A 26,006-nucleotide genomic window follows, 5' to 3' on the forward strand; every position below is an offset into this window, starting at 1 on the left:
AGGCCAAGCGAATTCTCGCGGACGCCCCTGCCCCCGAAATCAGATCGTGTAATCGTCCGCGAAGGAATGAGCATTGCGCAGGCGGACGAAGACCTGGTCTTCCACCTTCAGCGCCAGGTCGCGGTAGGTCTGCGTGCTCAACTCGGCATCGATCAGCTGCTGATCGTCGAGCCGGACAAGCTCGACATTCACCGCCGCACCGGCAAAGCCGACATGGGTGACCTTGGCAGCGATCGATCCGCCGCCATTGGCGCGCGAGATTTCGACATCGTGCGGGCGCACGAAGGTGACGGCCTTCTCGCCTTGCGCCACCACAGATTCGGGCGCCGCCTCCACGGGCGTGCGTGCCGCCAGCCGGCCGTGGAACAGATTGTAATTGCCGAGGAAGCGGAAGACGAAGGGGTTCGCCGGACGCTCGTAGACCGCCTCCGGCGAATCAAATTGCTCGATATGCCCGCCGTTCATAACCGCGATGCGGTCAGCGACTTCAAGCGCCTCTTCCTGATCGTGGGTCACGAGGATCGTCGTGATCTTGATCGTGTTGTGCAACTTGCGCAGCCAGCGGCGCAGTTCGCGCCGCACCGTGGCATCGAGTGCGCCGAACGGCTCGTCGAGCAAGAGCACCCGCGGCTCGACCGCAAGAGCGCGGGCGAGCGCGACGCGCTGGCGCTGGCCACCGGAAAGCTGCGAGGGATAACGCTGCGCGAAATTGCTGAGCTGGACGAGCGACAAAAGCTCCTCCACCTTGGCTTTGATCTGCGCGTTCGAGGGACGCTCGCGCCAGGGCTTGGCGCGCAGGCCGAAAGCGATATTCTCGAACACGCTCATCTGCTTAAACAAAGCATAGGACTGGAAGACGAAGCCGATCCGGCGCTTGCCGAGGTCGGTATCGGAGACATCGACATCGTCGAACAGCACCTCGCCGCCCAGGTCAGCCGCCTCGATGCCGGCGATAATGCGCAGCAGCGTCGTCTTGCCCGAGCCGCTCGGCCCGAGCAACGCGACGAGTTCGCCCGACTCGACCTTAAGATTCACATCCTTCAGCGCCTGGAATGCGCTGTAGGTCTTGCTGATCTTACGAACTTCGATGCTCATCCGGGCTTCACCTCTTTTGCCACGGTGGTGCCCACCTCGGCATGTTTGGTCTTGAATTCGACCGCGCCCTTGATCACCAAGGTTACGACGGCGAGAAGCGCGAGCAGCGTCGCGACCGAGAACGATCCCTGCATATTATAGCCGTCCCAGAGCTTTTCGACTCTGAGCGGGATCGTATCGTTGGAATCGATATGGCCGGAGACGACCGATACGGCGCCGAATTCGCCAAAGGTCCGCGCCGTGCAGAGGATCGCCCCGTAGAGCAGCCCCCATCTGATGTTCGGCAGCGTCACCTTCCGAAAAGTGCGCCAGCCGGTAGCGCCGAGCGACAAGGCGGCGAGTTCCTCATCCGAGCCTTGCGTGTCCATCAGCGGAATGAGCGAGCGCGCTACGAAGGGAAAGGTGACGAAGGCCGTCGAGATCACGATCGCCAGGGGCGTGAAGATGATGCCGGTATAAGTGTCGGTGAAGGTGAGCGGCCACCAGTGGCCGGAGAATCCCTGCCAGGCGAGCGAGGTCGGATTGGGCCAGGTGACATTCGTCCCCCAGTCGCCCAAAATCCCGCCGCGGCCGAACCAAAGCACGAAAACGAGGCCGGCAATGACCGGCGAGATCGAGAACGGCAGATCGATCAGGGTCAGGAGGAAAACGCGGCCGTGGAAGCGAAACTTGGTGATCGCCCAAGCGGCCACCAGCCCAAAGACGATATTGAGCGGCACGACGATGAGGGCGATGCCGCAACTCAAGCGGATCGCGCTCCAGGTGCGCGCGGCTTGATCGACCGCGGCAACCACCCGGTGCTTCTCATATACGCTCAGATGCGCGGCAGGATCGACCGCCGGCGGAAAGAACGCATGCCAATAGGCCGCAAAACCATTCGACAGGGCCTGGCTGAAGACATTGGCAACCGGCAGGACGATGAACAAGGTGAGAAAGAGAATCGTGATCGCGACCAGCAGATGACCGACGGCGGAGTGTTTGACCTTGTGCGCCGAAGCCGGAGCGGCAGGGATTTGAAACGTGGCTACGCTTGACATGGATTAGCCCTCAAGCCGCCGCCAGCGAACGCCGCCGCGACCAATATTCGATGCCGTTGATACTCAGCAGAATCAACAGCGAGAAGAACAGCAGGACGACGCCGATCGCGGTCGCCTGCGCCGGCTCGAACTCGTCGAGCTTGGTGACGATCTGCAATGGCACGATTTGCGACTTGCCCGGGATATTGCTGGCGATGAAGATCACCGAGCCGTATTCGCCGATGGCGCGTGCAAAAGCCAACGCAACGCCGCTGAGCCAGGCCGGAAAAATCTCCGGAAAGATCACGCGCCGGAACGTCAGCACGCCGCCGGCGCCGAGGCTATAGGCCGCCTGCTCGTATTCCGGGTCCCATTCCTGCAACACCGGCTGCACCGACCGCACGACGAACGGCAGTCCGACGAAGATCAGCACGATGACGATGCCGATATTGGTGTTGCTGAACGGAAAATCGAGCCAGGACAGCGCGCTGTCCGGCAGCAGATCGGGGTGGCCGAAATGGCCCGCGAGCCCGTTGAGAAATGCCACCGTGTGGTCACCGAATCCGCCGATCCAGCCATCGGTGAGATAGAGGTTGGAGAAGGTGATGCCGGCGACCGACGTCGGCAGCGCGAAGGGAAAATCGATGAGCGCGTCGAAAAAGCGCCGGCCGGGGAAAGGCTCGCGGACCAGCACCCAGGCAACGATCAGGCCGAAAACGCCATTGATGATCGCCGCCGCGGCCGAGGCGGAAAAGGTGAGTTGAAAGGCGGCGACGACGACCGGATCGGTGAGCGTCGCGACGAATTGCGACCACGAGAGCTGAAACGTCTTTAGGACAAGGCCGGCGAGCGGGAGCAAAACGAGGAGCGACAGATAGAAGAGCGTATAGCCAAGCGTCAGCCGGAATCCCGGAACGACTCGATGCGTAACAGCCATATCTCAAACTCTCACCAAAACCGGGGGCCGTCACCCCGCATGATCCGAGGCCCCTCGGCTACAAGAGACATCCTTTCACGTCGCGCGGCAGCCGGCCGGGGTTGGGCTCCGGCCGGCTGCACGCTGTATTTCCAAGCCCTATTTCGTCGGCTTGTAGATCTGGTCGAACACGCCGCCGTCGGCGAAAAAGGCCTTGTTGGTCTTCGGCCAGCCGCCGAAGGTCTGATCCACGGTGAACAGCTTCAGCGCCGGGAAGGAGTCGATATACTTCTTGTAGACGTCGATGTCGCGGGGCCGGTAATGCCATTGCGCGATGATGTCCTGCGCCTCCGGCGTATAAAGATATTTGAGATAGGCCGTCGCCACATCGCGGGTGCCCTTCTTGTCGACGACTGAATCGACGACGGCGACCGGCGGCTCGCCAAGAACGCTGGTCGACGGATAGACGATTTCGAACTTGTCTTTGCCGAATTCGTCCGTGGCGAGATAAAGCTCGTTCTCCCAGTTCAGCAGCACGTCGCCGAGGCCTTTTTGGGCGAAGGTGATCGTGGCGCCGCGCGCGCCGGTGTCGAGAACCGGCACATGCTTGTAGAGGTCGGCGATGGACGCGCGCGCCGCCGCATTGTCGTAGACGGGGAAGGTCTTCGCCGCCTGCCCATCCGCGATCGAAGCCGCCAGACCTTCCTTGGTCGAAAGGTCATAGGTCTTGGCGCCGGCCGTCGCGCCCCAGAAGCCGAGGAAAGCCCAGCGCCCGGCGGCGCTCGTTTTCGGGTTCGCGGTGATCACTTGCACGCCCGGCTGCAGCAGATCCTTCCAATCATGGATGTGCTTGGGGTTGCCCTTGCGCACGAGGAAGGCCACGGCCGACGTATAAGGCGCGGAATTATAGGGGAATTTTGCCTGCCAGCCGGGCTTGATAAGCCCCGCCTTCTGGATCGCGAGAATATCCTGGGCAAGGCCGAGCGTGACCACATCGGCCTGCAGGCCGTTGACGACAGCCGTCGCCTGCTTGCCAGAGCCGCCGTGCGACTGCTGAATCGTGACTTTCGTACCGGTCTTCTTCAGGTAATCGGCCGCGAAAGCGTCGTCGATCGCATCATAAAGTTCGCGGGTCGGATCATAGGAAACATTGAGCAAAGTATTGGACTGGCCGCCTTGCGCAGCCCTCCAGCCGCCGGCAGTCAGGGCAACGCCTGCAAAGCCGACCGCGAGCAATGTCTTAAAACCAGGAATACGCATAAAACCCCCTTCAAGGAGACACCAAAACGACCGCCGACTGCTGTGTTCACGGCTTCGCGAGCGCCAAAAGAAGCGAGTTTCTGAAACGAAGTCAACGACTATGTCTATAATTTTTATATACAATGAAATTCGGCAATAAACAGATAAGCTTGCTGGCACGGGATAAAATCGTCTCGCCCTCTGGCGCGCCCGCACGCGGGCGCCTGCCGGTGGGTCTTAAAACTTAAAAGCCACCAGAATCGCCCCTAGCGCCATGAAGGCAACGCCCAGCCAATTCGCGAAGCTGAGCCTCTCCCCCAAGAACGCGACGCCGAATAGCGCGACGAGGACGACGCTGAGCTTATCGATCGGGGCGACCTTGGCCGCCTCGCCAAGCTGGAGCGCGCGAAAATAGCAAAGCCACGACGCGCCCGTCGCCAGCGCCGAGAGCGCCAGGAAGAGAAAACTGCGGCCCGAGATCGAATTCAGCGGCTGCCATTGCCGCGCCACGCTGACGACGGCCAGCGTGAGAAGCAGCACGAACCCCGTTCGAATGAAGGTCGCAAAATTCGAATTGATGTTTTCCACGCCGAGCTTGGCCAGGATCGCCGTCAGGGCGGCGAAAAAGGCCGAAAGCCCGGCCCAAACCTGCCAGGAAAAGACCGACGGCATCACTTCTCCCTCAAATATAATTCGCGCGGCCTCTAAGCCGGCGAATGTCAGATGTCGAGCCCGCGGCGACATAAACGCACCGCTCGCGATACCGGCGCGACCTCCCCGCGTTTTGATGCAATCGCGAAAGCGCCGGTTAGGGAACAACGAAGTTCGTCGACGGGATGATCTGCCGTTTGATCCAGGTGGGGCGATTATTCGGCGGCGTAGTGAGGAGACTGGCGGCCTGACCTTGCGGCGGAGGCTTGCTTGAACGCTGCCTTCAGCCACATAGCCGAAACGTCGTCGAACCCATCCCAGACTGCTGTTTCCTTGCAAGCGAGGATGAGGAGCTGCTCATCGGACAGCAGATGCGCCGCGAGCTTCGTTTTGATTTGCCGGGGATGAAGGGCGCTTCTGATGAGCCAAGTGGGCTCACCGCAATGCCACCAGGCATCGCTGAGCGCCTTGATGCTCTCGCAAAAGCTCTCGTACACAGGCTTCGAGCGGAGCTTACATACGACGATGTAAATTTCCATCTCAAATCTCGATACTTAAAAGCCGGCGGAAGTGCCTAAACCGGCCTCGCCAATAATCGGCACACGCTAGGGAGAAAGGCTGAACAAATGATTATCCCGGTTGTGCGCTTTGAGGGTTCGAAGCCGTCAGCCGGCTCTTAAGTCCCGCTCTCTCATTCCATCGTTTTGACCTAAGCGCGAAAGCGCCAGTTAAGGAAATATCGGGATATCGCAACAGGTTGCGGGTCAGCGCCCGATCCAGTCAGCCGCTCTTAAGGCATGCGCGCCCATTGTTCGAATAATGGCGAGCACGTTTGCTGTTCTCCAGAAGGCCGCGGAACTCGCATGGCGGGGGGCCACAGGAGACATTCGATGCGTTCGAAAGCAGATCTGTTTTCCAAAATTTCCCGCCGCTGCACGGCAGCCCTGCTGGCCGCGACCCTCACATTGGGTACAGGTGCGCAAGCCTGCACCAGCTTCGTCATCCGTACCCAGAGCGGCGGCATCGTTTACGGGCGCACGATGGAATTCGGCTTCGACTTGAAATCTGCCGCGCTTCTTATTCCGCGCCACCTTGCGCTCGCTTCCACCGGCGCCGACGGCAAACCGGGCGCGATGAAGTGGACGAGCAAATATGCGGCTGTTGGACTCAATGGCGTTGGCGACCCGATCCTGGTCGATGGATTGAACGAGAAGGGCCTCGCCGGCGGCATACTCTATTTCCCCGGTTATGCGGGCTACGCCGACGCCTCGAAAACAGACCCTGCCAAGTCGCTTGCCCCTTGGGATTTCCTGACCTGGGCGCTGACCAATTTCGCCACCGTCGCCGAGGTTAAGGCGGCGCTGTCCGGGATCGCGGTGGTCGGGATCAAGGAAATCCATCTCGGCTTCGCGCCGCCGGTGCATTATACCTTGCACGACGCCTCCGGCGGGTCGCTGGTGATCGAGCCGATCGACGGCACGCTGAAAGTCTATGACAATCCCTTCGGCGTCATGACCAATTCGCCGCCTTTCGACTGGCAGGTGACGAACCTTCGGAACTACGTGAAGATTTCGCCGGTCAATGCGCCGCCGCTGCAGATCGGCGGCCAGACGGTGGCATCGTTCGGCCAGGGCTCTGGTCTGCTCGGCATCCCCGGCGATCCGACTCCCCCTTCCCGCTTCGTCCGCGCGCTGGGCTATGCGGCCTCGGCGGAGCGCCAGCCCGACGGCATTGCCAGCGTGCGCGCCGCCGAACATATCCTCAACAATTTCGACATTCCAAAGGGCTGGATTCGGCCGGACAGCGGCGGCGAAAGCGAGTGGGAGTTCACCGAATGGTCGGCGGTCGCCGATCTCACCAACCTCGTCTATTACGTCAAAGCCTATGACGATCAGGTTTTGCGCAGCATCGACCTCAAGACCCAGAATCTCGACGCGCCGGCCATCGTCTCGGCGCCGCTGGTGCCACGGCCCGAGGCGCCGGCGCTGACCTTCGCCAAGCCGTAACGGCGGAGCCATCACCCTCGTCCGGCGCCGGCCGGGCGAGGCTCGGGCCCACGTGGATCGATGTGATCTTCATCCCCGGGCGGCCTGAATTCGCCGGCTTCGAGAGCCGCGCGAAGGCGATTGGTATAATGCCGAATGAACGCATCTCGCGCCCGGGCCGGGTTTGAGCAGTTCCATTCCAGCCCGAGCTCTTTGCCGAACCGCGCGTAGGCTTCTTTTTTGGCAAAATGGATTATGTGGCCGTTCTCGCCTTCTTCGGATACGAAGTCCTCCGGCGGCACCTTATCCAGACGATGGGCAAGACAATCGCGCAGAAGCGCCGAGGAGGCCCTGTCTGCGCCGCCGCGCAAGATGAGCACGCCGGAGTTCACGCGCCCCGAGATGCCGCGGACAAAAAAGAAATCGTGCTCCGCCGATGTCGCGAGAACATCGGTGAAGGGTGGGCAATCGCGGGCGATTTCCGCGTCGCAATCAATCAGCAGGACATCTATCCCCGAGATCAGGAACCCTAGCGCGATCTCGAGCTTCGCCCATTTGGGATGCAACGACGATTCAGGCTGGCGGATAATTGCGTGCTCATACCCGTGTCCGTTGCAGTATAGCCTCTGGCTGTCGATGCAGAACTGCCAGCGATTCAGGTAGTCAGGCGTTGCGATCGTGAGCACCGTCGGCCGGCCGGGCGATAATATCGAGCCGGGACTCGTCACCAGAATCTCCTGCCGCCGCCACGGGCCAATTTACGGAAACCGCCCCGCCCCAGGAGGCGTAATCTTGAGCGATGCGGAGTGGAAGATATTCGGTCAGACCCGGAGGCTCAAGCGGCCCCGAAAAGCTCTCCGGCGCGGAGCCAACTCCATATCTCTATGTTTTTCTTGGATATGGCAGAATGGCAGGAGAGGAGGGACTCGAACCCCCAGCCCCCGGTTTTGGAGACCGGTGCTCTACCAATTGAGCTACACTCCTAGCGCCCCCGTATTAGCCGCAGGCGGCCCCGCAAAGCAAGCGGCTCCTGGCCCGATCGCAGCGTTCACATCTTGCGGGGCGCACTGTCAAAGCCGGATCAAGAGCCTATAATCCCGGCGAAGCAATTTTGCGGAGATTCCCGATGGCCGGACCTGTTGACCGCCTGCGCGGCGCGCTCCTCGCACTTTCGACCCTCGCCTTCGGAGCCTTCGGCAGCGCGGCGCTGGCTCAAAGCGCCGAGCCGACGCCACCCGGCGCCAAAACGCAGCAGACGTTCGACAGTGACATGGCGGACACCGTGCAGGATCCGCGCATCGCCGCGGCGCAGAAGTCCGGCAAGGGCGTCTGGAAATGGGTCGTCCCGCCGGTGAAAATGAACGGCGTCTTCGACGACAATGATCCGATCGGCCTCGTTGCCGGCAAACTGATTCCGGCCGACTGCTCGATCAACTGGATCAACCCCGACACCCACAAGCTCTATTGCTTCACCTCTGCCACCTCGCTCGTCTATTTCCTCGACGCGCCGCAGAACTATCTGGCGCAAGCGGAAAAGAGCTGGCAGGTGCTGAAGGGCAAGCCGTCAACTTGAGCCGACCGGCTCGACCCAGACGGCGGTGCCGTAGGCCAGAACCTCGGTGATCCCGTCGGTGATCTCGTTGGCGTCATAGCGCATGGCGACGACGGCATTGGCGCCGCCCTGCCGCGCGTGTTCGCACATATTGTCGAAAGCCTCCTGCCGCGCGGTTTCCGCCAGATGGACGAAAGCGCCGATCTGACCGCCGAAGAAGGATTGCAAACCGCCGACGAAGTTTCCGATCACGCTGCGCGACCGCACGGTGATCCCGCGCACAAGGCCGAGATGACGGACAATACGATACCCGGCAAGATCATTGGTCGTCGCAACAATCATGGCGTTCTCCAACCAAAAAATAAGTCAAAGAATGAAACGCCTGCCTGGGGGTCGAGACCCCAGATATTTAACTCTTCTATTAACCTCCGAGATACTTCAGCGGGTTTACCAGTGGATGGCATTTCGAAATGAGCTTATTGGCTGGCGCGCCTTACCCTTAGAGAAGTTCGTTGTAATGTCTTCTATCTCGACCGAGTCGAGAAACTTTGCGTGTGCAATATTTAACATTTTCGGGTTCTTTTTTCTTCCCCACGCGAGAATTAGACGCTCCAGATATTTGAGTACTTCCTTTGATACGTTCGTTGAGAATCCTTTTTGTTTATCCTTGGGGCGCGCAAGTAGGTGTATACAAAGAGTGCCTTTGATACCGCGCCAATCGCCAAGGATTTTGGTGAGGTTAGCGTTGTTGAAGACTTCTTTATGGAAGCCTTGCTTCTGCGTAATCCCCACATACTGCGGCATGTAGTTTGAGCCATTGCGGAGAGAAAAAAGATAAACGCCCTGAGCGGGCGGAAGGTACTCCACTTCGCTTTCGACCGTTTCCCAGAATTGCTTTTGCCGCTCCTTCTTCCTGATTTCGAGCTTGTCACACACAAAGGGACCGTAGACTCGAAAATAGCTGCTCATGAAGTCACCCCCCGGCGCAGGATGCGGCTGGAGCGTCACAATAAATCAATAATCTGAGAAAATGCGAGTGGCGTTTCTGGGCTTGTGGCGACGGTCGGCCAACCTGAACTTGGGAGGTTTGCCTCAGAAAGTCACGTCGAGCCGTAACACGCCTGCCGCCTGCCCCGCGCGTGTCAGCACGATGTCTCGACGACCCTAATTGGAGCGGGTGAAGGGAATCGAACCCTCGTATTCAGCTTGGAAGGCATCAATAAAATCCATCTATATCAGTATCTTAAGGCATATATGATGGGGGTTATGATGGGACTTTCACCGGCTCCATTGCATTCATAGCATTGCGCAGATCGTCGTCCAGCACGTGCGCATATTTCGCCGTGGTTGAAACATCGCTGTGCCGGAGCAACCGCGAAACCATCTTCAAATTGCCTGTCGAGCGCAAGAGCCGGGTGGCGCAGGTGTGCCGTAAGTCGTGCAGCCGCAAGCCGACGACCCCCGCCTGCTCGCAAGCCTTTACGAAGGCCGCCGACAAGCTTCGATACGTCATCGGCTCATTGCTCATATTCCGCCAAACTGGCGTTCCTACGGCGTCTCTGGGCCGCATAGGGGCAAGAATTTCGATCATCGCGGCGGATAGCGGAATTGGCGCGGTCTTGTTGCCCTTCCCTCGCACGGTGATGATAAGGCCGGACCAATTAATGTCAGTCCATTTCATCCCGCAAAGCTCACTGGCCCGCAGCCCTGACAAGATCGCGAACCGGACGGCGGGGTGATAGTGCGACGGCAGTACCGCAAAGATCGCCGCCTCCTCCTCTGCGCTCGCGAACCGGACGCGCTCGACAGGCTCCCGCAAGCGATGGACGCGCCAATTGATCCTGCCGACAGTCTCGCCCCAATTCTGCTCAGCCCGGCGAAGGACTCGGCGGAGCGGATCGATAACGCTGCGATTGACCGTCGAATTTGATATGCGCTTCGGAATGCGCTCTTTCGCCATCTTGCCAGCGATCATCTTTGGGTAGCTGACAAGATCGCCGCGCCGCCGCGCGACCAATGCGGCAACATCGGAGTCGGTGATCGAGGCAATCGCCTTGTCAGGCCCGAGATTCTTGACGATGTAGACTAGCGACCAATTTATGTCGCGGTGCGACTTGGCGCGCTCCCCGACTTCAGCCCAATATCGCCCTGCTGCCTCATCGATTGTCATCGGCGCGGCATCGAAGCTTCGCGCATTGGCGAATTGCCGCTTTAGCTCCTCGCGAATCTCTCGCTCGCGCGCCTCGGCATCGCGTTTGTTCGCGTGTCCGGTCGATCCGGCGAATCGCTGGCCTTTGAACTGAAAGTCGTAAGTGTAGTTTGGCGAACCTTCGCGCTTGTAAATCGACATCGGCCATACCGCGATTAAGCTGAATACCCGCAGTATGGCGACTCTCTGCGCACGCGGCAACGGCTGACATGCGCTGACATCCAAGAACAATGTGCAACAATCGATGTTCGCGATTGCTCACCTAAGCGCACTCCGCTTAATGTCATAAATGTATTGACGGAAACCCGCCCGACGCTCCCGCAGCGCCGGGCTTTTTTATGCGCGAGGGAAAGACAATGACCGCAACGAAGACTGGCACGGCCAGCGACACTATCGACGGCGCCCCGGCGATTGCTGCTTACATCGGCGTTTGCCCGCACACCGTCCGGCGTCGGCTTGCAAAGGGACTCCTGCCGGGAGCCTTCAGGGTCGGCAATCAAATCATGCTGAGCAAACTGGAATATCACGCTGGCGTCGCGGCGCGCATAGCCGAGTCATCTCGGCGCGTCGCTTAAGAAAGGACAACTGACATGGATTATCTCGACATTGACCCCAATTCCATCCCGCCGGAAGGCCGCACGCTGACCGGCCCCGAATACTGCCGCATGTACCGCGAGATCGCGAAAGACGATCACCTAAAACAAGTCGCAGAATGGATTGGCATGTACGGTCAAGACGCCGTTCTGCACTTGGTAGGGATGGCGCTCGTAAAGGCTTCAGACGACATTGTGTCTGACTTTCCCGACTCATCCTCTGACGAAATGTCCGAGCGGTATATGGCCGACGCATATCGCGTGATGAGACTCGCTGATGAACTTGCAGACGAGGTTGCCAGCCGCCTTGATCGGCGCAAGGCATAGTCGCTGACACGTCTGATAGCAAAGAAAAGCCCGGCACCGCTCTAACGGTGCCGGGCTTAGTCATATCAAACTACACACAAGAAGAATATAATGTATATCAATACAAATGTAAATCATAAATCCGAATCTAAACATAAAAATCAGCGCGAAAATACTTCAAAGCGTCGCGATATATTGTCCGATAGGAAGAATCCAAACGCGCTTTTCGCGAAAAAGCTGAAGGCTAAGACATCGGCGCGGCCAAACCACGAGTCGCGCCTCTCCATGCGGCAGCACGCGGCTCTCAGGCTCAATCATCTAGCACGAGTCGCGCTCTACAAGGCCAGCCTCGGACAGATGCTTGATCCCGAGGCGTGGATGTTTATCGCGGCAAACTATCTGTCATCGTTCCCGCCGGACCTGAGAGGATTCAGGCTGAACGTCGCGACACTCCGGCGCGCAATGGCTGACTGCGGTTTCGACGCGGACGAGATCACCGACGAGATCGAGCGGCAAACGCAATGGACGCTGACATGGCGGTCTAACGAATCTAAGCGTCTCGGCCGGCCGCACTACATTCCTGTCGGCGCTGACGAGGCCGGTGAAATTCTGGGAATCACTGAGGAGGAACGGCGGGTGGCGCAGTCGTGGCAAATAGGATGGCAGGGCGGATCACCGCAGGCGCGGCGGCAAGCCGAAAGGCAGGCCGACAAAGAGCGGCACGAAATTGCGCGGCGGCAGGCCGGAGCCGTAAGCCGGAAGGAATACGAAGCCGCAAGCGCGTCTCAACAGAAGCCTTGGGAAGCGGAAGGAGCAGCCGTCGCACTTGGTATCGCCGCCGCGATAGCGCGGGCACAAGTCCGTCTGGCACAGGTCCGTCTGGTGCAAATAAGGACAATGGCACAAGTCCGTCTGACGCAAAGATAATTAATAGAAGGGATTCCGAGACGACCGCCGAAAAGGCGGGCGCCAATGGAGTTTCAAGCGAGCCGCAGAGCGTTCCGGGTCGCATGTGGAACCTGCCGCCAGAAATTGCCTCTGCGCTTGGATGGACCGTCAGATAGGATCGAGGGAAAATTCCGGCGCCGAGAAAGTCAGAAGCGAACGCTTGGATGGCAACGGCCTGACCCGTCATTTTAACGGGGTTGCAAACGTCTCGCCAGCACTCCCCAAAACCGGGGAATGCTCGGGACTGACACGCCGGCAACATTGGGCAACGGAGACGGCCTCAGACCGTTGTCAAATGCACCACGGCACGACAACGGCACAGAACGCCATTTCAGGCTGGCGAATCGTCTCGGCAGATAGCCAAAACTGACAGGGATTCCCCCCATAGCGCCGGATACAACAAATGACGGCACTTTACCGATCGGTACAGATGGATAACTGGACCAATGCGTCCGGCTCGCGCGGGAATCGTTACGCTGTAACCGTCCTGTCAGCCGTGTCAGTGGTCAATAAGGTGCGTGGATTTCCAGCCCGGCTTTCTGGCAAGCACTTTGGCGACGCCCTCGTGGCTAATCTCGACGCCTGTTGCTCGCACGGACTCGGCAATGGCGCGCAATGACAAGCCTGTCTTGAAAAGCTTGTGCATCAGCTTAATCGCGCGTTGCTCGGCATCGTCATCTACAAGTTTTCCATCGACGGGCCGCCAGCCGAAGGGGCGCCTCCCACCCAAATACCGACCGCGCTGTTTCTGATCGGTCTTAACGTCCGCGATACGCTGACGAATACGATCACGCTCGGCTTCGGCCACGGCTGACAAAATGGTGAAAACCAACTTGGCGATACCGTTGCCGGTCACGTCGCCGCCAAGGTCGATAAGGTGCAAGCTGACGCCAGCTTTCTTGAGCGCGTCGAGGTTTTCCAGTGCGTCAACGGCGCTGCGGAACATGCGGTCTAGCTTGGCTGCGATAACCACGTCGCCGGGCTTTAGGACGGCCAATAGAGACGATCCCTCGGGCCGCTCGCCCAATGGCACCGAACCAGAGACTCCCCGCTCTACGAAGCTCCTACCGATTTCTAGGCCGTGCATCTGTGCATATCCGGCGACAATGCGCTGTTGCACGTCGAGACTTTCGCCATCATCGGCCTGACGACGAGTTGAAACGCGCGCATATGAATAGACGGCCATGTCATTCCCCTGTCAACTTGTCAGCTTGCATCAAGACATAGATCAAAGCTGCAAAGCTTGTCAACTTGCTAATGCAACCTGACAATCAATTCGCTATTTCGCTTCCTAACTAATTGATTTTGCTTTATTCCTCAAAATTGAGGGCTGCTAGAGCACCAATCATCACCATGCTCGGCACATGACGCTCGGCTAAATTGTCAGGCTCAGATCGCGCCATTGACGCAAGGGGGTCACAAAACGTTACCCCCTTCGCCGCCATCACCGCGCCATGTCAGTGCCGGGCGCACGGCTCGCATTCGAGCAATCCCCCCCGACCTTCGATTTGCGCGAGGCCAATACCGGGCGCCTCCTACTCGTGGACCTAATTCAAATTTTGAAAAAATAGAATGTGCAACAGTCGCAAACGCGAATTGCGTCATTCACGTACTTTCGGGTATTGTCAGAATTGTAATCGACGAAATTTCGCCCGGCCCGCGCGCCGGGTTTTTTGTTGCCTCCCCCGCATCAATCGCTTGCCGGCGCCCCGTCCCATCACCGGGTGCGCGCGGCGACACGCGCCCGTCCGCCGTTCCGGGAAAATTGCGACTGACGGGCGCGCTCAATCCCCAAGGGCTAAAGCATGGCCAGACCGCTCGACCTCTCAAAATCTGACGATAGGCTCGCAATCGACTTCGCCATCAGCAACGGCGCGTCAAATGCCGCAATCGCCGCCGCCTTCGACGTCAATATCCGCACGCTCGCGTTCTACGCCCGCCGAATGCGCGAAGCCGACAGTCGCTACTTTAACCGGCTTCGCATTACTGGCACGCCGCGCGCTGACGACGCGATTATCGCCGCAGCCCGCTATTACGCGGAAAAAGTCCGCCAAGAGCTTCTGAACGCAGCTCTCTCCGTATTCGCAAACCATCGCTGACAAGGAATCCCAATGAGCTTTGAAACCGACATCGCAACCGCTGCGCTACGCCGCGACCTCGCCTTGGACCTCCGCGCCGGTTATTTGAAGGCCCGCGAAGGCTCGAAACGCTGGCAAGAACTCGACGCACTCCATGCGCGCGAACACGCCCGTCTCCTCCGCGCCGCCACACCGCAAGAGGCAACTGACATTGCGCGATCTGCCATCGCTGAAATTGAGGCCATTGCCGCCGCCGATCTTGCTGACTGGCAGCGAGAACTGACAGACCGTCGCAAGCTTGCAGAAGACGCCCGTCACTTTGAGCTTCGTCGCCAGCAACGTCTTGCATGGGCGCAGCGCGTCGGCGCGCCGACCATTACCGCGATCAATCGCGTGGTGGAGCGGCTTGAAGAAGCCCGTCGCGGAATCACAGGCCGCAGCGAATCCGAGGCAGACATCCGCGCGCACCTTACTGACATCGGCGACGCGCTGCGCTCTATGGCAGCGACCATCGCCCTCGAATCTAGCGCCTCGATCGCTCGCGAAACCGCCGCCGAAAAAGCCGCCGCAGCTTAAAGGAAGCCGCCCATGACATCCGACGCTCTGAAAATGTCAGCGGCGCAATTTGCCGCCGCCACAAAGCAAATCGCCAATAACGAATCCATTGCCTACATCAGGCGCCGCAACGCGCAAGACCTCGCCAAGATCGGGATTGATGTTCCTCGCGCCGATGCCTGGGGCAAGCTCACTCCCGAGGAACGGGCGATCATTCGCGACGGCCAGTTGCGCGAGTTGGCCGAGCGCGAAGCCGCGCGGCTCCTTGAAGCCGAGCGCGAACGGTTTTGGACTGACATTCGAAAAAAATACGGCTCGGCATGACACGTTCTACCACGCTGACACGCCGCCCGCTCATTGTCCGCCGCAAACTGACTCCCCGCATAACCGCAACCGTCCTTATTGACCATAAGTCGCGTTGCGCGACATGCCGGAAGGCACGACTCGGCCGCTTCGCGAAGCTTATCGCTCGCGCCGAACTGACCCGCGCTCGCAACCGCCATCGCGGACGCTGACACGCCCAACTCTCCAAGTTAGGAAATTCCAAAATGACTGTTTCGTACCTCGCAGGCCGCTACTACGCGGCTGCGCCCGCTGGCGCTCGCTTCAAATCTGCCCCGCTTCAATCCGGCCTCTTGCTGGCAACACCCTTCACGCTGACAGAAAATCTTGAGCTGACAGCAATCGAGTTAGTCTCTACCAGCCTGTCCGTACAGCAAGGCGTCGTCAAGGTTGCTCTCTACAGCGCCATCAATGGCGTTCCGTCCGGCGCTCCTGTCCTCACCGTTGATGTGCGAATCCCGCAGGTTGGCCGCGCGCTTTGGCAGGTTCCGACTGACGGAGACGGCAACCCGATTCCCGTTGCGCTTCTCGCCGGCAGCTATTTCGTGGTGACGATGACAGTCGGCAACCTGACGCTGCGGGCAATCGACGGCTCGACGCAAGAGATTGAGTCGGTCTTTGGTCGCTCGGACCTTTCGGACCCGCGCCCCGTATCGGCCCTGACGCTCCCCGGCGCTGCCGTCACCGCGTTGCCGCTGACATTCACAGGCACCGAGTCTTGGCAGGATTGGCATGGCCCGGCTGCGGCGCCTGCCGTCTATCTCGCGTCCTAACGCTGACACAGGAAAGCTTCAACTGACATGGCAAACGTCTACAAGATCGCCGTTGCGTTGCAGATGACCTCGAATGCCCCGGCGTTTCTCTCATCGCTGTCGAAACAATTGCTCGGGCTGGACGTAAGCGCCAAGACGCTCGAAAAGTCCTTCGCTCGCCTCGGCCCGGCGCTGACACTCGGATTATCTGCCTTCGCGGCAAGCGGCATCCTTGCCGGCCTTAAGAGCGCGGCGGACGCGGGCAAGGAATTGCTCGACGTCCAAAACCAGTTGGCTCGCGCTGGCCTCTCTCATGCGCAGGTCGCCGGATTGACAGCCGCCGCTTATGAAAAAATGGCGCGCCTTGTCCCGACCGCGACCGGCGCTGACATTCTCCGCACCGCCGGGCAGTTGCGCGTCGTCACTGGATCACTTCCAAAGGCGATCTCCGAGACTCCCGAGGCTTTGAAGATCGAAGCCTTGCTTGAAAACCTGACGGGGCAGTCCGCCGACGGCGCGGGGCATCAGCTTTGGCGCTCGCTGGAGATGAAGGGCTTGACCGGCGGCAACGCTATTCAGCAAGCGGTCGCACAAAAGCTCCTCGAATCGTTCGTTCAAGATATTTCCGCGTCGGGCGGCAAGTTGTCAGCGCGCGATTTTCTCAACGCGGCCAAGACCGGCGGTGCATACTGGCAGCGGGCGGCTCCCGACTTTCTGGCAGGCCCCGGCGCTGTTGTCATGGCAGACCTTGGCGGCGATAGGTTCGGCACCGCGCTGGCATCCCTCGGACAATTTACGAGCGGCGCGCTGACAATCTCGAAACAGCAATACGAGACGTTGCGCGCTATCGGCATGATCGATCCGCACAAGGTTTCGACTGACAGGGGTGGCCGCGTGAATATGCAGCCGGGCGCAATCGCGGGCTCGCTGCAATACGGAAGCGATCCTTACGCTTGGGTCCAGAAAGCGTTGCTCCCGCACCTTGACGCGGCGGGGATCAAGGAAGGGCCGGAGCGCGACTCGATCCTCTCGAAGATCGGACGGAATAGGAACGTTATCCGAATGTTGGATATGTTCTCGGACCCCGGCTTCGTCGCGCAAATCAACAAAGACCTATCGATCTTTCGCCAGAGTCAGGGCCTCGACGCGGCCTATAGCAGCTATGTCAGGAACGATCCGAAGGGAGTCGACAAGGCTTTCGACGCGCAATATCGCTCAATGATGATGGCCATCGGCGCGCCATTGGAGCAAGCCGCCATCCCTGTCATGTCAGCCGTCACGAGCATGTTCACGAGCATCGGCGCATTCGCCCAAAAGCATCCGAATATCGTGAAGGAAATCGGCTTCGATGCCCTGCTCGGGCCGCTCGCTGCGGTCGTCAACGGATTCAGGACGCTCGGCACCGTGTTTAGCCCGCTCGGCAAGAGCTTCGCCAGCCTCGCCAGCACCATGAGTCCGCTGACATCCGCGACAAACGCTTTCGTGTCAGCCTTGTCAGCCCTTGGCGGAATCTTCGGCAAGATCGAATCTGCCATCGGCGGCCTCGCGGGAAAGACCTGGGCCATCCCTGCCGCGCCCGGCGGCTATCTCGGCAAGAACCCGATCTATCACAAGAGCGGCTTTGTGAGCCCCGCACTGTCCCCGTCGAATGGCGCGACGATCATCAAGGCCGACGCGGGTGGCAACATCCTCGCTTATGGTCCCGGAGGCGCAACACAGATTGGTTATATGGAGGATGGCGCGCGCTGGAAGGTCAGGCACGGCGACGACGCATGGGATGGTGTGAGGCGTTTTGACATGGCTATGTCGAGCGTTGTCCCGAAATCGCCGCGCAACGTGCAAGTGACAGTGCCGTTAGAAGTGAAGCTGGACAACAAGGTGCTGACGAAGGCCGTAATGAAGCGGCAGATTGCCATGATGACAATGCCGCTTGGAATTCACGGCGGCCCGGACGGATACGGCTCTTTCATCGGGCCGGGAACAAGTCTGCAAAACGCATAATTCTGTGCCTCGCAAGCGGCACGATCAATGATTGTGGGCTTGCCGGACAGCCACAAATGCATATGCGAGATTGGTCCAATGCTGCAATTTGCTGCAAATGTCCTCGACCCGGGCGAATAGCTTTCCGTCGGTCGGTTTTCCGGCGCCCTCCGTCGCTTCCATTGCGAGTATCGAAAAATCTAGAAGCGCCAAGACCTTGTCCAACGCTCGGTATCCATTGAACTGTATGTCGTATTTAACGTGCGCCACGTTGCAATCGTGCTTAACAAGCTCGTTGTTTGAAAATCTATCATCGCAAGCGGCGAGATAATCTCTGAAGCTGTTGAGTTCCTCAACAGGCATCTTTGCTATGTCTCCGGCGGCGGCGGAGAGGAGCTTGTCGTCAAAGATTTGTTGCATGGGACCGCTCGGAGCGGCTTGCGCACAAACCGGCGCCGACTGCGAGAGAAAAGCTATAGCCAATATGATCGCTATAAATTTAGGGCGCATCGGCTCCCCCAAATGTCATCCGTTTTCAAAGGTATAAACTCTATGTCCACCCTGCGATGGCGCGGTCCGCGAGGCGACCCAGTTCGTCAAACGAAAAATCCTTTCGCCTACCTCAACATAGACTGGAAGAAGAAACGCGGATACTAATGTTTGGCTTAGGCTTGATCGATTTTGAGGTCTGCTATGTTGGCGCGAGTTTTTCTGGCGCTTTGGCTTTCTGCCCTTTGCGGGTGTGCAAGCCAGCAGTTGAATTACAACACATGGGATATTGCGGCGAACGTGGACGACCTTTACACGAAGCAGGTCTTAAATAACGTCGCAAAATTTATCGACAATGAATGGGCGTTTCCGTCTTCTGTATCCGTTTCACTGGGCACAGTATCTACGACGGACACAATCACACCGTCTCTTAGCTTCCCTTTCACATCGAGCATTGCCAATGCTGCTGCAGCGGCGTCCGGTAGCGTCACGAAAACAACCACCTTGGCGGGAACTGGAGCGACTCTAGGAGCGACCAATACCCAAACCCAAAATTGGAACGTAACTCCGCTAAGTGATGCAGACACATTGCGAAATTACCAGGCCATTTATAGGTATGGCATCTACGGAACCGATCTAATCAGGGAATATAAAACGCCAGACGTTTTTCTAAATCCCAGCTTTGTCCCTGATCCATATCTTTTTCAGTTGCCGCATTGTGTTTTGTGCGCAGCGGTGCAGGGAAAGTTTCTTGGAAGGGAGAAGGCGTATCACCTTTACGTCAATCCTGATCTTCCCAGGAGGTTCATCTATTGGCGCGGTGACCCTGGAGCCCTAACGCCGAACAGGCTACCACTCGAAGGAACAATTCCTCTAGCCGACTTGGGTCACTTCGGTCATTACGAGTTATTCATCACCGCGGAGGATTATAGGCGCGGCGCGTTGAACAACTTCGTCTTTTTCCTCATGCCTAATAGCATTCCCGCTGAGGTCTTTACGTCTGCTGGCCTTCCTGCGCCAGAGGGCCAAAGGCAGACAGAAGGAGTCCACGCGCATCCAGCAGCATCCTTCGCGCCCAGCGGAGGCGCATCGAATTTTCGCTTCACTCCTTCTACTCAGCAGCCCAATTATCCTCTCGTAATACCCTCGCAGTAAGACTCCGGCGCCCCGTGCAGCGCAAAGCAATTGAGACTGTCCAGACGATGGCTTGCTTCTAAGCAGCCTTCAAACCAAAGCCGAAGCAATTTTAGCTATTCGGGGATTTGCATAGATGGCATTTGGCGAAGGCGACCCAGTCGCACGGGCGGGTGCGAGAATAATGAACCGAGATTTCAACTGGGCGGACCTAGCCGCTTTTATTTTCTGCGGGTTGATCGCGGTCCCTCTTTGCGATGCTGGCTTTCATTCCATCGTGGAAGACTATCGTAGGCTCAGTGGGTATGTGGCTGTTGTGGCGGGTTTGATAATCGGGAGCTTTGGCTTTTCATTTCACTGGATCAAGCTTCGCGTATCGCAGAGGGTCCGCAATTCCCTTGAAACTAAGGTACTGCGTTGGTGGCCAGCGGCAATGCTCTTGGCTGCGGCCTTTTTTCTTGGCCCGGAGATTTATAGGAGGGCCGTCCCCGCTCCCGCGCCCACAGTTATCAAGCTAACTGCAACTACCACTACGCCCCTGCCGCCAGAAAACCTTTCAAAGGAAACTATCGTCGAGCTGTTGAGCGAGACGGGACAGATAGCGGACCTTGTCGAGAAGGTCGGCCTTCCGCAAGCTGATCGCTGGCGCACAAGATTGATGACGCAAAACCCCGAGCAAGCGTGCTCCGGAGTGGACAACAGCGGTTTGCAAAATGAATTGGTCGGGGTACGAAATGCACTATCGTATGCGAACGCCAATCTCGGAAATGTCCTTAAGCAAAACCGAATTGATCAGGGAACATTGCTCAAGATTTTTCCTAATTCGGACGCGGGTGGTTTTGCGGACGCCACCGGAGGATTGAACACGTACAACCAGGCAATATACGATGTGGGACCACACCCTTCTTGCTCAACACTCGTTACTTCGTACAGAGTTCTACTAGCCTTCGTGAATTTCGACAGGGCGCTTGAGCGTTTCAGCATTTGGTTAGCCGGAACGCAAGGCAATGTGAATCGCTATCGCGACGCGTTGCGTTTGCAGCTAAGGCAGAAATCGTAGCATTGCAGTAAGTCCGATCTATCGGCTCAATCGTCATGGAGTCATCATCGCCAACACCAGTGCGATTAATCCGCCGATCTATTGGCCATTCACGTAGCTCGGTCTCGCCCGCAGGATGTAATTCTCTCGCTTCCATATCGCCCGATAACCAGCGATCAATTTCGGCTTGCTGCAAAAGGACCGGCACTCGGTCATGATACGGCAACATCCATTGCGTTGGCTCAGTCACGATCAGCGTGCAAGAAAGAACGTCTTTGCCTGTATGCGGATTGCGTCAAGGCTCCCACATCGCGAATTTCATTTCATGCTCATCACTAGCAGCATCGCCTGACAGAAAAGTAGTATTAGATAGGCGAGCAACGACAGGATGCGCCCCATTACAACGGCAATATAAACGCGCCTTCTAGGCGCGCCAGCCACTTGCGCTATCCCTTCAGAGAGCAATACACCAGTAACGAGCAACATAGCGCGCCATAGCCAGTCCGATGACTCATCGACCCAATTGTACAGGAAATCATGTTGCAACTGCGCAGGGATAAATTGTTTTGCGTGACAAAAGAAATAACCGAGCGTTTCCCATGGGCTTTGATGCAGCTCTCTTAGCGAGCGAAGAAACAAGACAAACCTGTAGGAGGGGAGCACCTGTGACAAGTCAGATATTGGAAGCAAGATCACGGTTGTCGAGTAGCAAATTATGAGGGTGATAAAATCGATATTGACCCTAACTAAGCGAAGGAGGCCAAATAGGATTGTAACGTTGGTGCCTATTATAGCGATGACCGTCATCTGATAGAGTACCAAAAACTGAGGCGACGTCTCAATTTTTGAAAGCGAAAACCATATCCATTCGACTGCAAATGCGATGGTTAGCCCAGTCGTCCATACTTGGACAAGCGGCGAATTAATTCTATCCGCAAATGTAATATCTGCACGCGACGTATACTTGTGTTGAAGGAGATCGTTGACGGTTTGGATTGGGTGAAAGACCTGCCAAAACCACGCCAACAGGACATTTAGGCCCACTCTCATAATCAGCTACCCAGCCGGTGGAGTGGAACTATGAAGCGAACAAAAATCTGCCGATACCGGATCAGCAAATAACCGAGAAGAAGACTTGTCATCCAATCGTAAAATGAATCATTACCGAGATACCTAATGGCAAAAACGTTTAGGTAGGCGAGCCATATATTGGCAAAAATTAGAAATTTAATTGGCCGTCGATCACTCAGCCATTTCAGCCCGTAATGCGCAGGTGTAATGAGTATGCATGCGATAATCGCGAAGGCGAAGATGGCAAATGCCACCATGCCGGCGACACTTGCCTTTATCGTTGGAGCGCGGGCAAGAAGATGGCATTTCAAGCCGAAGTCAATTACCTGACGACTGAAGGCGAAATAAATAATCCCGCTGATAAGTGCAGTCGCAACAATGCAAATGAAATTTACGATCATCATACTGATCGCGCCGACGACAAACTGGTCCGAATTTAATGTTATTCTTATTGGCACAGAGGGACTCTTCGTCATTCAGCCTCCCAGTTGTCAGCTTGCCGTCATAGATCGCCAAAGAGCGCTACGGCTTTATCGGTTTCGGCCCGGCTACTCGTAATCCTGCCCCGGACGCACCTAACTCCCATTCCGCGACTCCGCCATGATGCGAACAGGTGCCCCGGCATGGTGACGCGAGAAGCTATGCGAGCCGTCGTTGCAGATCGCAGTCTCGCTTTCTTGATGCGTCGCCGCGCAGACAGGCCAGTGTACCTCTTGGCCGTCCTCATTGACGTAAGAGCCTGGCGTCGCATGGCAGCGCGTGTCGGCAAGGGCTGAGCAGACGATAGGCAAGCGGCCATCAGCGCGGCCCCTAGGACTTTCATGGCGTTTCCCAGTCGTTGACGGGTAATAACGCACAGCCTAGGCTTTGAATGCAAGGACGACGATGGGTTACCGATCGCAAAATAATTATGATGCCGACGAGCGCGAGGCTTGGAGACGGCTGCCTTAGCGCGAACGATATGATGGCCCCTGATCGTTGCCCGGCCTTCCTGTCGTCGCGGAATTTGCTACGGGGGTACTGGTGCGGCAGGGTGTGATTTAGACTGCGCACAGCGTCCTCGGCACGTGCTCTTATCTTCTCACAAGCGCAACACTCGCCTAATCATCATCTTTCTCAAACTCCTCGCCCTCATCTACGACCTCGAACAGGTCTGCCGGCAACTCTCCCAATTGTCTGAGAATTTGCGCATCCGCGAACTCGGCTACCGCAGGATCGCCTGTCCTCGAAAAAGCGATGGCGCCCGCGTTTAAACGCGCCAGCCGTTCGGCCTCCCTGACAGCGCGCGAGGCCGTTATGCACTCGATTGCGTCACCCGCTATCAGGTCGCCATCCTCGGTGCGCTGGAAGGGCAGCGCGACGAAATATGTAACCTCGCCCATGACCGCTGGACTCCTTTTGCGGACTATGCGACCGTGGGGAACATATCATGAACATAGAGGCTGTGGAAGCGGTGGGGGAGCCCTTAGAACGGCCAAACGAGGGCAAGAAAGCTTCCCTAGCGGCAGAGGCGGACGAGACCGTTGCTGAGCGCGGGGGAGATGCAAGGGAGGCCGTTAAGGCACTACTTGCAAAGATAGCTTACCTGGAGGCTGCAAGAGACCGGGCGTTGTCCCACGTGTTTTACGGCTATGCACGCGGCAAACTAGACGGTCCGTGATTCCGCGTCTGAAGAAAAGTTTCAAGCAACGAATCGGAGAATTCGCACTAAATAAGGGAGTGCCTTTAGAACTCACTTTTCGTAAATTACGAGACTCAAATGAACGGACAGCAGCCATCATACCTATTCAGCGGGCATTCGTGCTTCGATGTCGCTCGTAGTGTAGCGAATACATCACTGCAGGAAGCGAGATCATACTCAGAGAACACAATTCTGGCGACGCCCGTGGAGGACCTGATCGCTGCGTTAAGGGACAAGTATTCTCCTGATTTCCCGAAAATGCGGAGCGAAGAAGTCTGGATTGAGGAAGACGAGAAGACTCACGAGGCGCGTAACGGCTTCGATTACGGCTTCGATAGAGGCACTCGCAAAATCACAACGCACTACGTAAAATTCCACGTACCTTTCGCCGGAGATGGAAGTATCTTCCATATTCAGCCAAGTAATCGAACTCTTCCGGGACCTTCGGCACTTGTGAACGGCCAAGAACTCGTCATTACCGTTGCGACAACGAACAAGAACGGCGCCCAAGTCAAAGCGGAGTTTGAGCAGACCCTTCGGAGCATCGAACAGCATTTGACGACTCTGTTTCGCGATCTGGGAAATATCCCAGCCCAAATAGAGCAGCCTGCGAGGCAAATTCTAACCGAGCGAAGAAACCAGATACTCAAAAGCAAAGACCTAGTTGCCTCGCTTGGCTTTCCGATGAAGCGGCGTCCCGACGCGCCAAAAACATACCGCGCTCCCGAAGTGCGCCGGAAGTTGTCACCGGTGCGTCCGGAGACCACAACACCCTTTCAGCCAGAGCCAGAATTAGCTGAGGCTGAATATCAATTCATTCTGGAAATCATGGACAACATGACGAAGGTGATGGAGCAAAGCCCTCATACCTTTGTGAAGATGGGAGAAGAAGACATCCGGACCCACTTCCTTGTGCAACTCAACGGACAGTATCAGGGGCAGGCCACTGGCGAGACTTTCAATTATGAGGGAAAGACTGACATCATTATCAAGTCTGCAGGCCGCAACATCTTCATAGCCGAGTGCAAAATCTGGAGGGGGGAAAAGGTATTTATCGAAACTGTGGATCAGCTGTTATCGTATCTGAGTTGGCGTGACACAAAAGCTTCTGTCGTGATTTTCAATAGGAACAAGAATACGTCTGGCGTGATAACAACTATTAGAGCAGCAATGGAAAACTACTCTCATAAAAAAAGAGGACCGACTATCGAAAGCGAGACGCGCCTAAGGTATGTATTAGGGAATCCGGGAGACACGAACCGCGAGATAGTTATGACGATAATGGTCTATGACATACCCCTTGATCCATAAATCGATGGGCATCGTTTGCGATGAGGGGGCGACACCCAATCCGCGCGCTCCTATCACTTTCTTCTGCGGGAAAGCGAGCTACGTTCGAAATCGCTCCGAGCAAGCTCAAAGCTCGGCTTAACCGGCCACTTCGCTGACCGGTAATGTCTGACCGCCCATTGTTGCGACGGTCAAAATGCTTGATAGCTGGCCGGGGCGCACGAGGGCACTTGCGGGTACGAGCGAAGATTCGGGTTGCTCAAAAAGAGCGATGATTTTCGGGTCATGAGAGGCCGCAATGGTGAGCCAAAGTCCTTTGTGAAACTTGGCCACCGCCGCGATTGTCGAGCGCCCATCGCAATTGAAGCGATAAGAGAATTGATCGCTCACATGCACCTTGCCTTGCCGCAGCGTTGCGAACATGGGCATAATTTTAATGCGATCATCCAAAGTCTTTTGCGACATTCCTCCGCTGAGCGCGAATTGAGTCCACGCGGCTCCATCCAGAGGCAGCGCCGACCCTGTATGCTCGCGATAAAGCGCCATCGCCAATTTCGCGCCGAAAACCGAAAGATGGGCATGGGTGATAGGTCCATCCGCCTGAATTTGGACGACTCGTTGCATCAGGCCGGAGTTACGCCGCGCCACGAGGTCTAATCGGTTCTTATTCGCGCGCTGAAATTCTTCGAGCACGCCGGGCGCGAACCTCCTCACGGCTCTAAGCCGTTTGTCTATTTCGTCAGCCTGCCAAGTTCCCACCAGGGTATCTGGATGCAGGGTCGCGAACATCGCTGCGACGGCGTCGGCCCCTCCGGTCCCGCTATTGCAAGCCGCGCAAGTACCAAATGCCATTTTGTTTGGCCGCTGGCGGCCGCGAAACATGCCGATTGGCGGCATGTGTTCGAGAGTGTCAGCTCCGTTCTCGCAATAGATGCAGCGAGCTTCCGCCGCTTTAATTGCGGCATTCGACTGGCTCTTCCTTGTAGCTTCCCCCATCTTTTTGCTCGCTTAGCTACTCGCGCGTTGCTCCAGTCGGTTTGTGAATCACAGACACGTCGCCGACTTCAAATTCGTCCCTGATTGGC

General features: G+C 57.4%; 31 protein-coding genes and 1 tRNA gene. 13 read left to right on the forward strand and 19 right to left on the reverse strand.

The features are described from left to right. Positions 1–39: 39 nt before the first annotated feature. From CWB41_RS15735 to CWB41_RS15760, 6 genes are all read right to left on the reverse strand, one after another. Positions 40–1,095: a sulfate/molybdate ABC transporter ATP-binding protein gene (locus CWB41_RS15735; protein ID WP_115836052.1), complete on the reverse strand. Its 1,056-nt coding sequence runs from the start codon at positions 1,093–1,095 to the stop codon at positions 40–42. Beyond that, complete coding sequence (locus CWB41_RS15740) at positions 1,092–2,132, reverse strand: sulfate ABC transporter permease (protein WP_115836051.1); 1,041 nt, start codon at positions 2,130–2,132, stop codon at positions 1,092–1,094. Before CWB41_RS15740 ends, CWB41_RS15735 begins: the two co-directional genes overlap by 4 nt. Positions 2,133–2,142: 10 nt before the next feature. Continuing rightward, positions 2,143–3,048, reverse strand: a complete 906-nt coding sequence (locus CWB41_RS15745) for an ABC transporter permease (RefSeq protein WP_115836050.1) — start codon at positions 3,046–3,048, stop codon at positions 2,143–2,145. Between the two features lie 138 nt (positions 3,049–3,186). Continuing rightward, positions 3,187–4,287: a sulfate ABC transporter substrate-binding protein gene (locus CWB41_RS15750; protein ID WP_115836049.1), complete on the reverse strand. Its 1,101-nt coding sequence runs from the start codon at positions 4,285–4,287 to the stop codon at positions 3,187–3,189. Positions 4,288–4,503: 216 nt separating this feature from the next. Then, on the reverse strand, positions 4,504–4,938 hold the full coding sequence (locus CWB41_RS15755) for an EamA family transporter (RefSeq protein WP_115836048.1): 435 nt from the start codon (positions 4,936–4,938) through the stop codon (positions 4,504–4,506). 194 nt (positions 4,939–5,132) lie between these two features. Then, entirely contained in the window at positions 5,133–5,456 is a 324-nt protein-coding gene (locus tag CWB41_RS15760; protein ID WP_115836047.1) for a hypothetical protein, read from the reverse strand. A 351-nt stretch (positions 5,457–5,807) separates the two neighbouring features. On the opposite strand from CWB41_RS15760, the gene CWB41_RS15765 reads away from it, so the two are divergent. Further along, positions 5,808–6,923 carry a linear amide C-N hydrolase gene (locus tag CWB41_RS15765; RefSeq protein WP_115836046.1) on the forward strand — a complete coding sequence of 372 codons (1,116 nt, stop codon included), beginning with the start codon at positions 5,808–5,810 and terminating at the stop codon, positions 6,921–6,923. An 11-nt stretch (positions 6,924–6,934) separates the two neighbouring features. Here CWB41_RS15765 and CWB41_RS15770 read toward each other — a convergent pair whose 3' ends face one another. Both CWB41_RS15770 and CWB41_RS15775 read right to left on the reverse strand, forming a co-directional pair. Then, positions 6,935–7,630: a hypothetical protein gene (locus tag CWB41_RS15770; protein WP_129396527.1), complete on the reverse strand. Its 696-nt coding sequence runs from the start codon at positions 7,628–7,630 to the stop codon at positions 6,935–6,937. Positions 7,631–7,810: 180 nt separating this feature from the next. Continuing rightward, a tRNA-Trp gene (locus CWB41_RS15775) sits at positions 7,811–7,886 on the reverse strand. 142 nt (positions 7,887–8,028) lie between these two features. Here CWB41_RS15775 and CWB41_RS15780 point away from each other — a divergent pair. Then, complete coding sequence (locus CWB41_RS15780; protein WP_115836044.1) at positions 8,029–8,475, forward strand: hypothetical protein; 447 nt, start codon at positions 8,029–8,031, stop codon at positions 8,473–8,475. On the opposite strand, the gene CWB41_RS15785 is transcribed toward CWB41_RS15780, so the two are convergent. The 3 genes from CWB41_RS15785 to CWB41_RS15795 all read right to left on the reverse strand — a co-directional run bounded on the left by CWB41_RS15785 (position 8,467) and on the right by CWB41_RS15795 (position 10,804). Further along, positions 8,467–8,796, reverse strand: a complete 330-nt coding sequence (locus CWB41_RS15785) for a YbjQ family protein (RefSeq protein WP_115836043.1) — start codon at positions 8,794–8,796, stop codon at positions 8,467–8,469. The two genes, CWB41_RS15780 and CWB41_RS15785, sit on opposite strands and share 9 nt — an antisense overlap. A gap of 105 nt (positions 8,797–8,901) precedes the next feature. Next, positions 8,902–9,423, reverse strand: coding sequence for a hypothetical protein (locus CWB41_RS15790; protein ID WP_129396528.1), 522 nt, complete (start codon positions 9,421–9,423; stop codon positions 8,902–8,904). 295 nt (positions 9,424–9,718) lie between these two features. Further along, on the reverse strand, positions 9,719–10,804 hold the full coding sequence (locus CWB41_RS15795) for a tyrosine-type recombinase/integrase (protein ID WP_115836041.1): 1,086 nt from the start codon (positions 10,802–10,804) through the stop codon (positions 9,719–9,721). Positions 10,805–11,253: 449 nt separating this feature from the next. On the opposite strand from CWB41_RS15795, the gene CWB41_RS15805 reads away from it, so the two are divergent. Next, on the forward strand, positions 11,254–11,583 hold the full coding sequence (locus CWB41_RS15805) for a hypothetical protein (RefSeq protein ID WP_115836039.1): 330 nt from the start codon (positions 11,254–11,256) through the stop codon (positions 11,581–11,583). A 90-nt stretch (positions 11,584–11,673) separates the two neighbouring features. Continuing rightward, positions 11,674–12,489, forward strand: coding sequence for a hypothetical protein (locus CWB41_RS15810; RefSeq protein WP_129396530.1), 816 nt, complete (start codon positions 11,674–11,676; stop codon positions 12,487–12,489). 520 nt (positions 12,490–13,009) lie between these two features. Here CWB41_RS15810 and CWB41_RS15815 read toward each other — a convergent pair. After that, entirely contained in the window at positions 13,010–13,696 is a 687-nt protein-coding gene (locus tag CWB41_RS15815; RefSeq protein WP_115836037.1) for a recombinase family protein, read from the reverse strand. A gap of 619 nt (positions 13,697–14,315) precedes the next feature. On the opposite strand from CWB41_RS15815, the gene CWB41_RS15820 reads away from it, so the two are divergent. The 5 genes from CWB41_RS15820 (at position 14,316) to CWB41_RS15840 (ending at position 18,238) form a co-directional block, all read left to right on the forward strand. Then, a complete protein-coding gene (locus CWB41_RS15820; RefSeq protein ID WP_115836036.1) occupies positions 14,316–14,609 on the forward strand; it encodes a hypothetical protein in 294 nt (97 codons plus the stop codon). A gap of 12 nt (positions 14,610–14,621) precedes the next feature. After that, positions 14,622–15,164: a hypothetical protein gene (locus tag CWB41_RS15825; protein ID WP_115836035.1), complete on the forward strand. Its 543-nt coding sequence runs from the start codon at positions 14,622–14,624 to the stop codon at positions 15,162–15,164. A gap of 12 nt (positions 15,165–15,176) precedes the next feature. Further along, on the forward strand, positions 15,177–15,467 hold the full coding sequence (locus CWB41_RS15830) for a hypothetical protein (protein ID WP_129396531.1): 291 nt from the start codon (positions 15,177–15,179) through the stop codon (positions 15,465–15,467). A 224-nt stretch (positions 15,468–15,691) separates the two neighbouring features. Beyond that, a complete protein-coding gene (locus tag CWB41_RS15835; RefSeq protein WP_115836033.1) occupies positions 15,692–16,258 on the forward strand; it encodes a hypothetical protein in 567 nt (188 codons plus the stop codon). 27 nt (positions 16,259–16,285) lie between these two features. Next, a complete protein-coding gene (locus tag CWB41_RS15840) occupies positions 16,286–18,238 on the forward strand; it encodes a phage tail tape measure protein (protein ID WP_115836032.1) in 1,953 nt (650 codons plus the stop codon). Between the two features lie 24 nt (positions 18,239–18,262). On the opposite strand, the gene CWB41_RS15845 is transcribed toward CWB41_RS15840, so the two are convergent. Continuing rightward, the gene (locus CWB41_RS15845) at positions 18,263–18,637 is read right to left on the reverse strand and encodes a hypothetical protein (protein ID WP_129396532.1); all 375 of its coding nucleotides are present in this window, start codon (positions 18,635–18,637) and stop codon (positions 18,263–18,265) included. A 273-nt stretch (positions 18,638–18,910) separates the two neighbouring features. Here CWB41_RS15845 and CWB41_RS15850 point away from each other — a divergent pair, with 273 nt between their 5' ends. Together CWB41_RS15850 and CWB41_RS15855 are read left to right on the forward strand one after the other, a co-directional pair. Beyond that, positions 18,911–19,861 (forward strand): hypothetical protein, encoded by a 951-nt coding sequence (locus tag CWB41_RS15850; RefSeq protein WP_129396533.1) that lies wholly within the window; start codon positions 18,911–18,913, stop codon positions 19,859–19,861. A 115-nt stretch (positions 19,862–19,976) separates the two neighbouring features. Then, on the forward strand, positions 19,977–20,900 hold the full coding sequence (locus CWB41_RS15855) for a hypothetical protein (protein WP_129396534.1): 924 nt from the start codon (positions 19,977–19,979) through the stop codon (positions 20,898–20,900). Here CWB41_RS15855 and CWB41_RS16590 read toward each other — a convergent pair. The 5 genes from CWB41_RS16590 to CWB41_RS15880 form a co-directional block, all read right to left on the reverse strand. Beyond that, complete coding sequence (locus CWB41_RS16590) at positions 20,818–21,108, reverse strand: SOS response-associated peptidase family protein (protein ID WP_425373911.1); 291 nt, start codon at positions 21,106–21,108, stop codon at positions 20,818–20,820. The genes CWB41_RS15855 and CWB41_RS16590 overlap by 83 nt on opposite strands. Before the next feature lie 89 nt (positions 21,109–21,197). Continuing rightward, complete coding sequence (locus CWB41_RS15865; RefSeq protein ID WP_147301470.1) at positions 21,198–21,923, reverse strand: hypothetical protein; 726 nt, start codon at positions 21,921–21,923, stop codon at positions 21,198–21,200. Positions 21,924–21,931: 8 nt separating this feature from the next. Further along, the gene (locus tag CWB41_RS15870) at positions 21,932–22,426 is read right to left on the reverse strand and encodes a hypothetical protein (RefSeq protein ID WP_129396536.1); all 495 of its coding nucleotides are present in this window, start codon (positions 22,424–22,426) and stop codon (positions 21,932–21,934) included. Between the two features lie 99 nt (positions 22,427–22,525). Beyond that, on the reverse strand, positions 22,526–22,807 hold the full coding sequence (locus CWB41_RS16595; protein WP_425373450.1) for a DUF3761 domain-containing protein: 282 nt from the start codon (positions 22,805–22,807) through the stop codon (positions 22,526–22,528). 243 nt (positions 22,808–23,050) lie between these two features. Further along, positions 23,051–23,332 carry a hypothetical protein gene (locus tag CWB41_RS15880; RefSeq protein WP_115836027.1) on the reverse strand — a complete coding sequence of 94 codons (282 nt, stop codon included), beginning with the start codon at positions 23,330–23,332 and terminating at the stop codon, positions 23,051–23,053. Between the two features lie 47 nt (positions 23,333–23,379). On the opposite strand from CWB41_RS15880, the gene CWB41_RS15885 reads away from it, so the two are divergent. Further along, positions 23,380–23,610 carry a hypothetical protein gene (locus CWB41_RS15885; RefSeq protein ID WP_245411218.1) on the forward strand — a complete coding sequence of 77 codons (231 nt, stop codon included), beginning with the start codon at positions 23,380–23,382 and terminating at the stop codon, positions 23,608–23,610. A gap of 225 nt (positions 23,611–23,835) precedes the next feature. After that, the gene (locus tag CWB41_RS15890; protein ID WP_129396537.1) at positions 23,836–24,942 is read left to right on the forward strand and encodes a hypothetical protein; all 1,107 of its coding nucleotides are present in this window, start codon (positions 23,836–23,838) and stop codon (positions 24,940–24,942) included. Positions 24,943–25,059: 117 nt separating this feature from the next. Here CWB41_RS15890 and CWB41_RS15895 read toward each other — a convergent pair whose 3' ends face one another. Next, complete coding sequence (locus CWB41_RS15895) at positions 25,060–25,917, reverse strand: hypothetical protein (protein WP_129396538.1); 858 nt, start codon at positions 25,915–25,917, stop codon at positions 25,060–25,062. Positions 25,918–26,006 lie beyond the last annotated feature (89 nt).

This window comes from Methylovirgula ligni (assembly GCF_004135935.1).
Lineage (GTDB): Bacteria > Pseudomonadota > Alphaproteobacteria > Rhizobiales > Beijerinckiaceae > Methylovirgula > Methylovirgula ligni.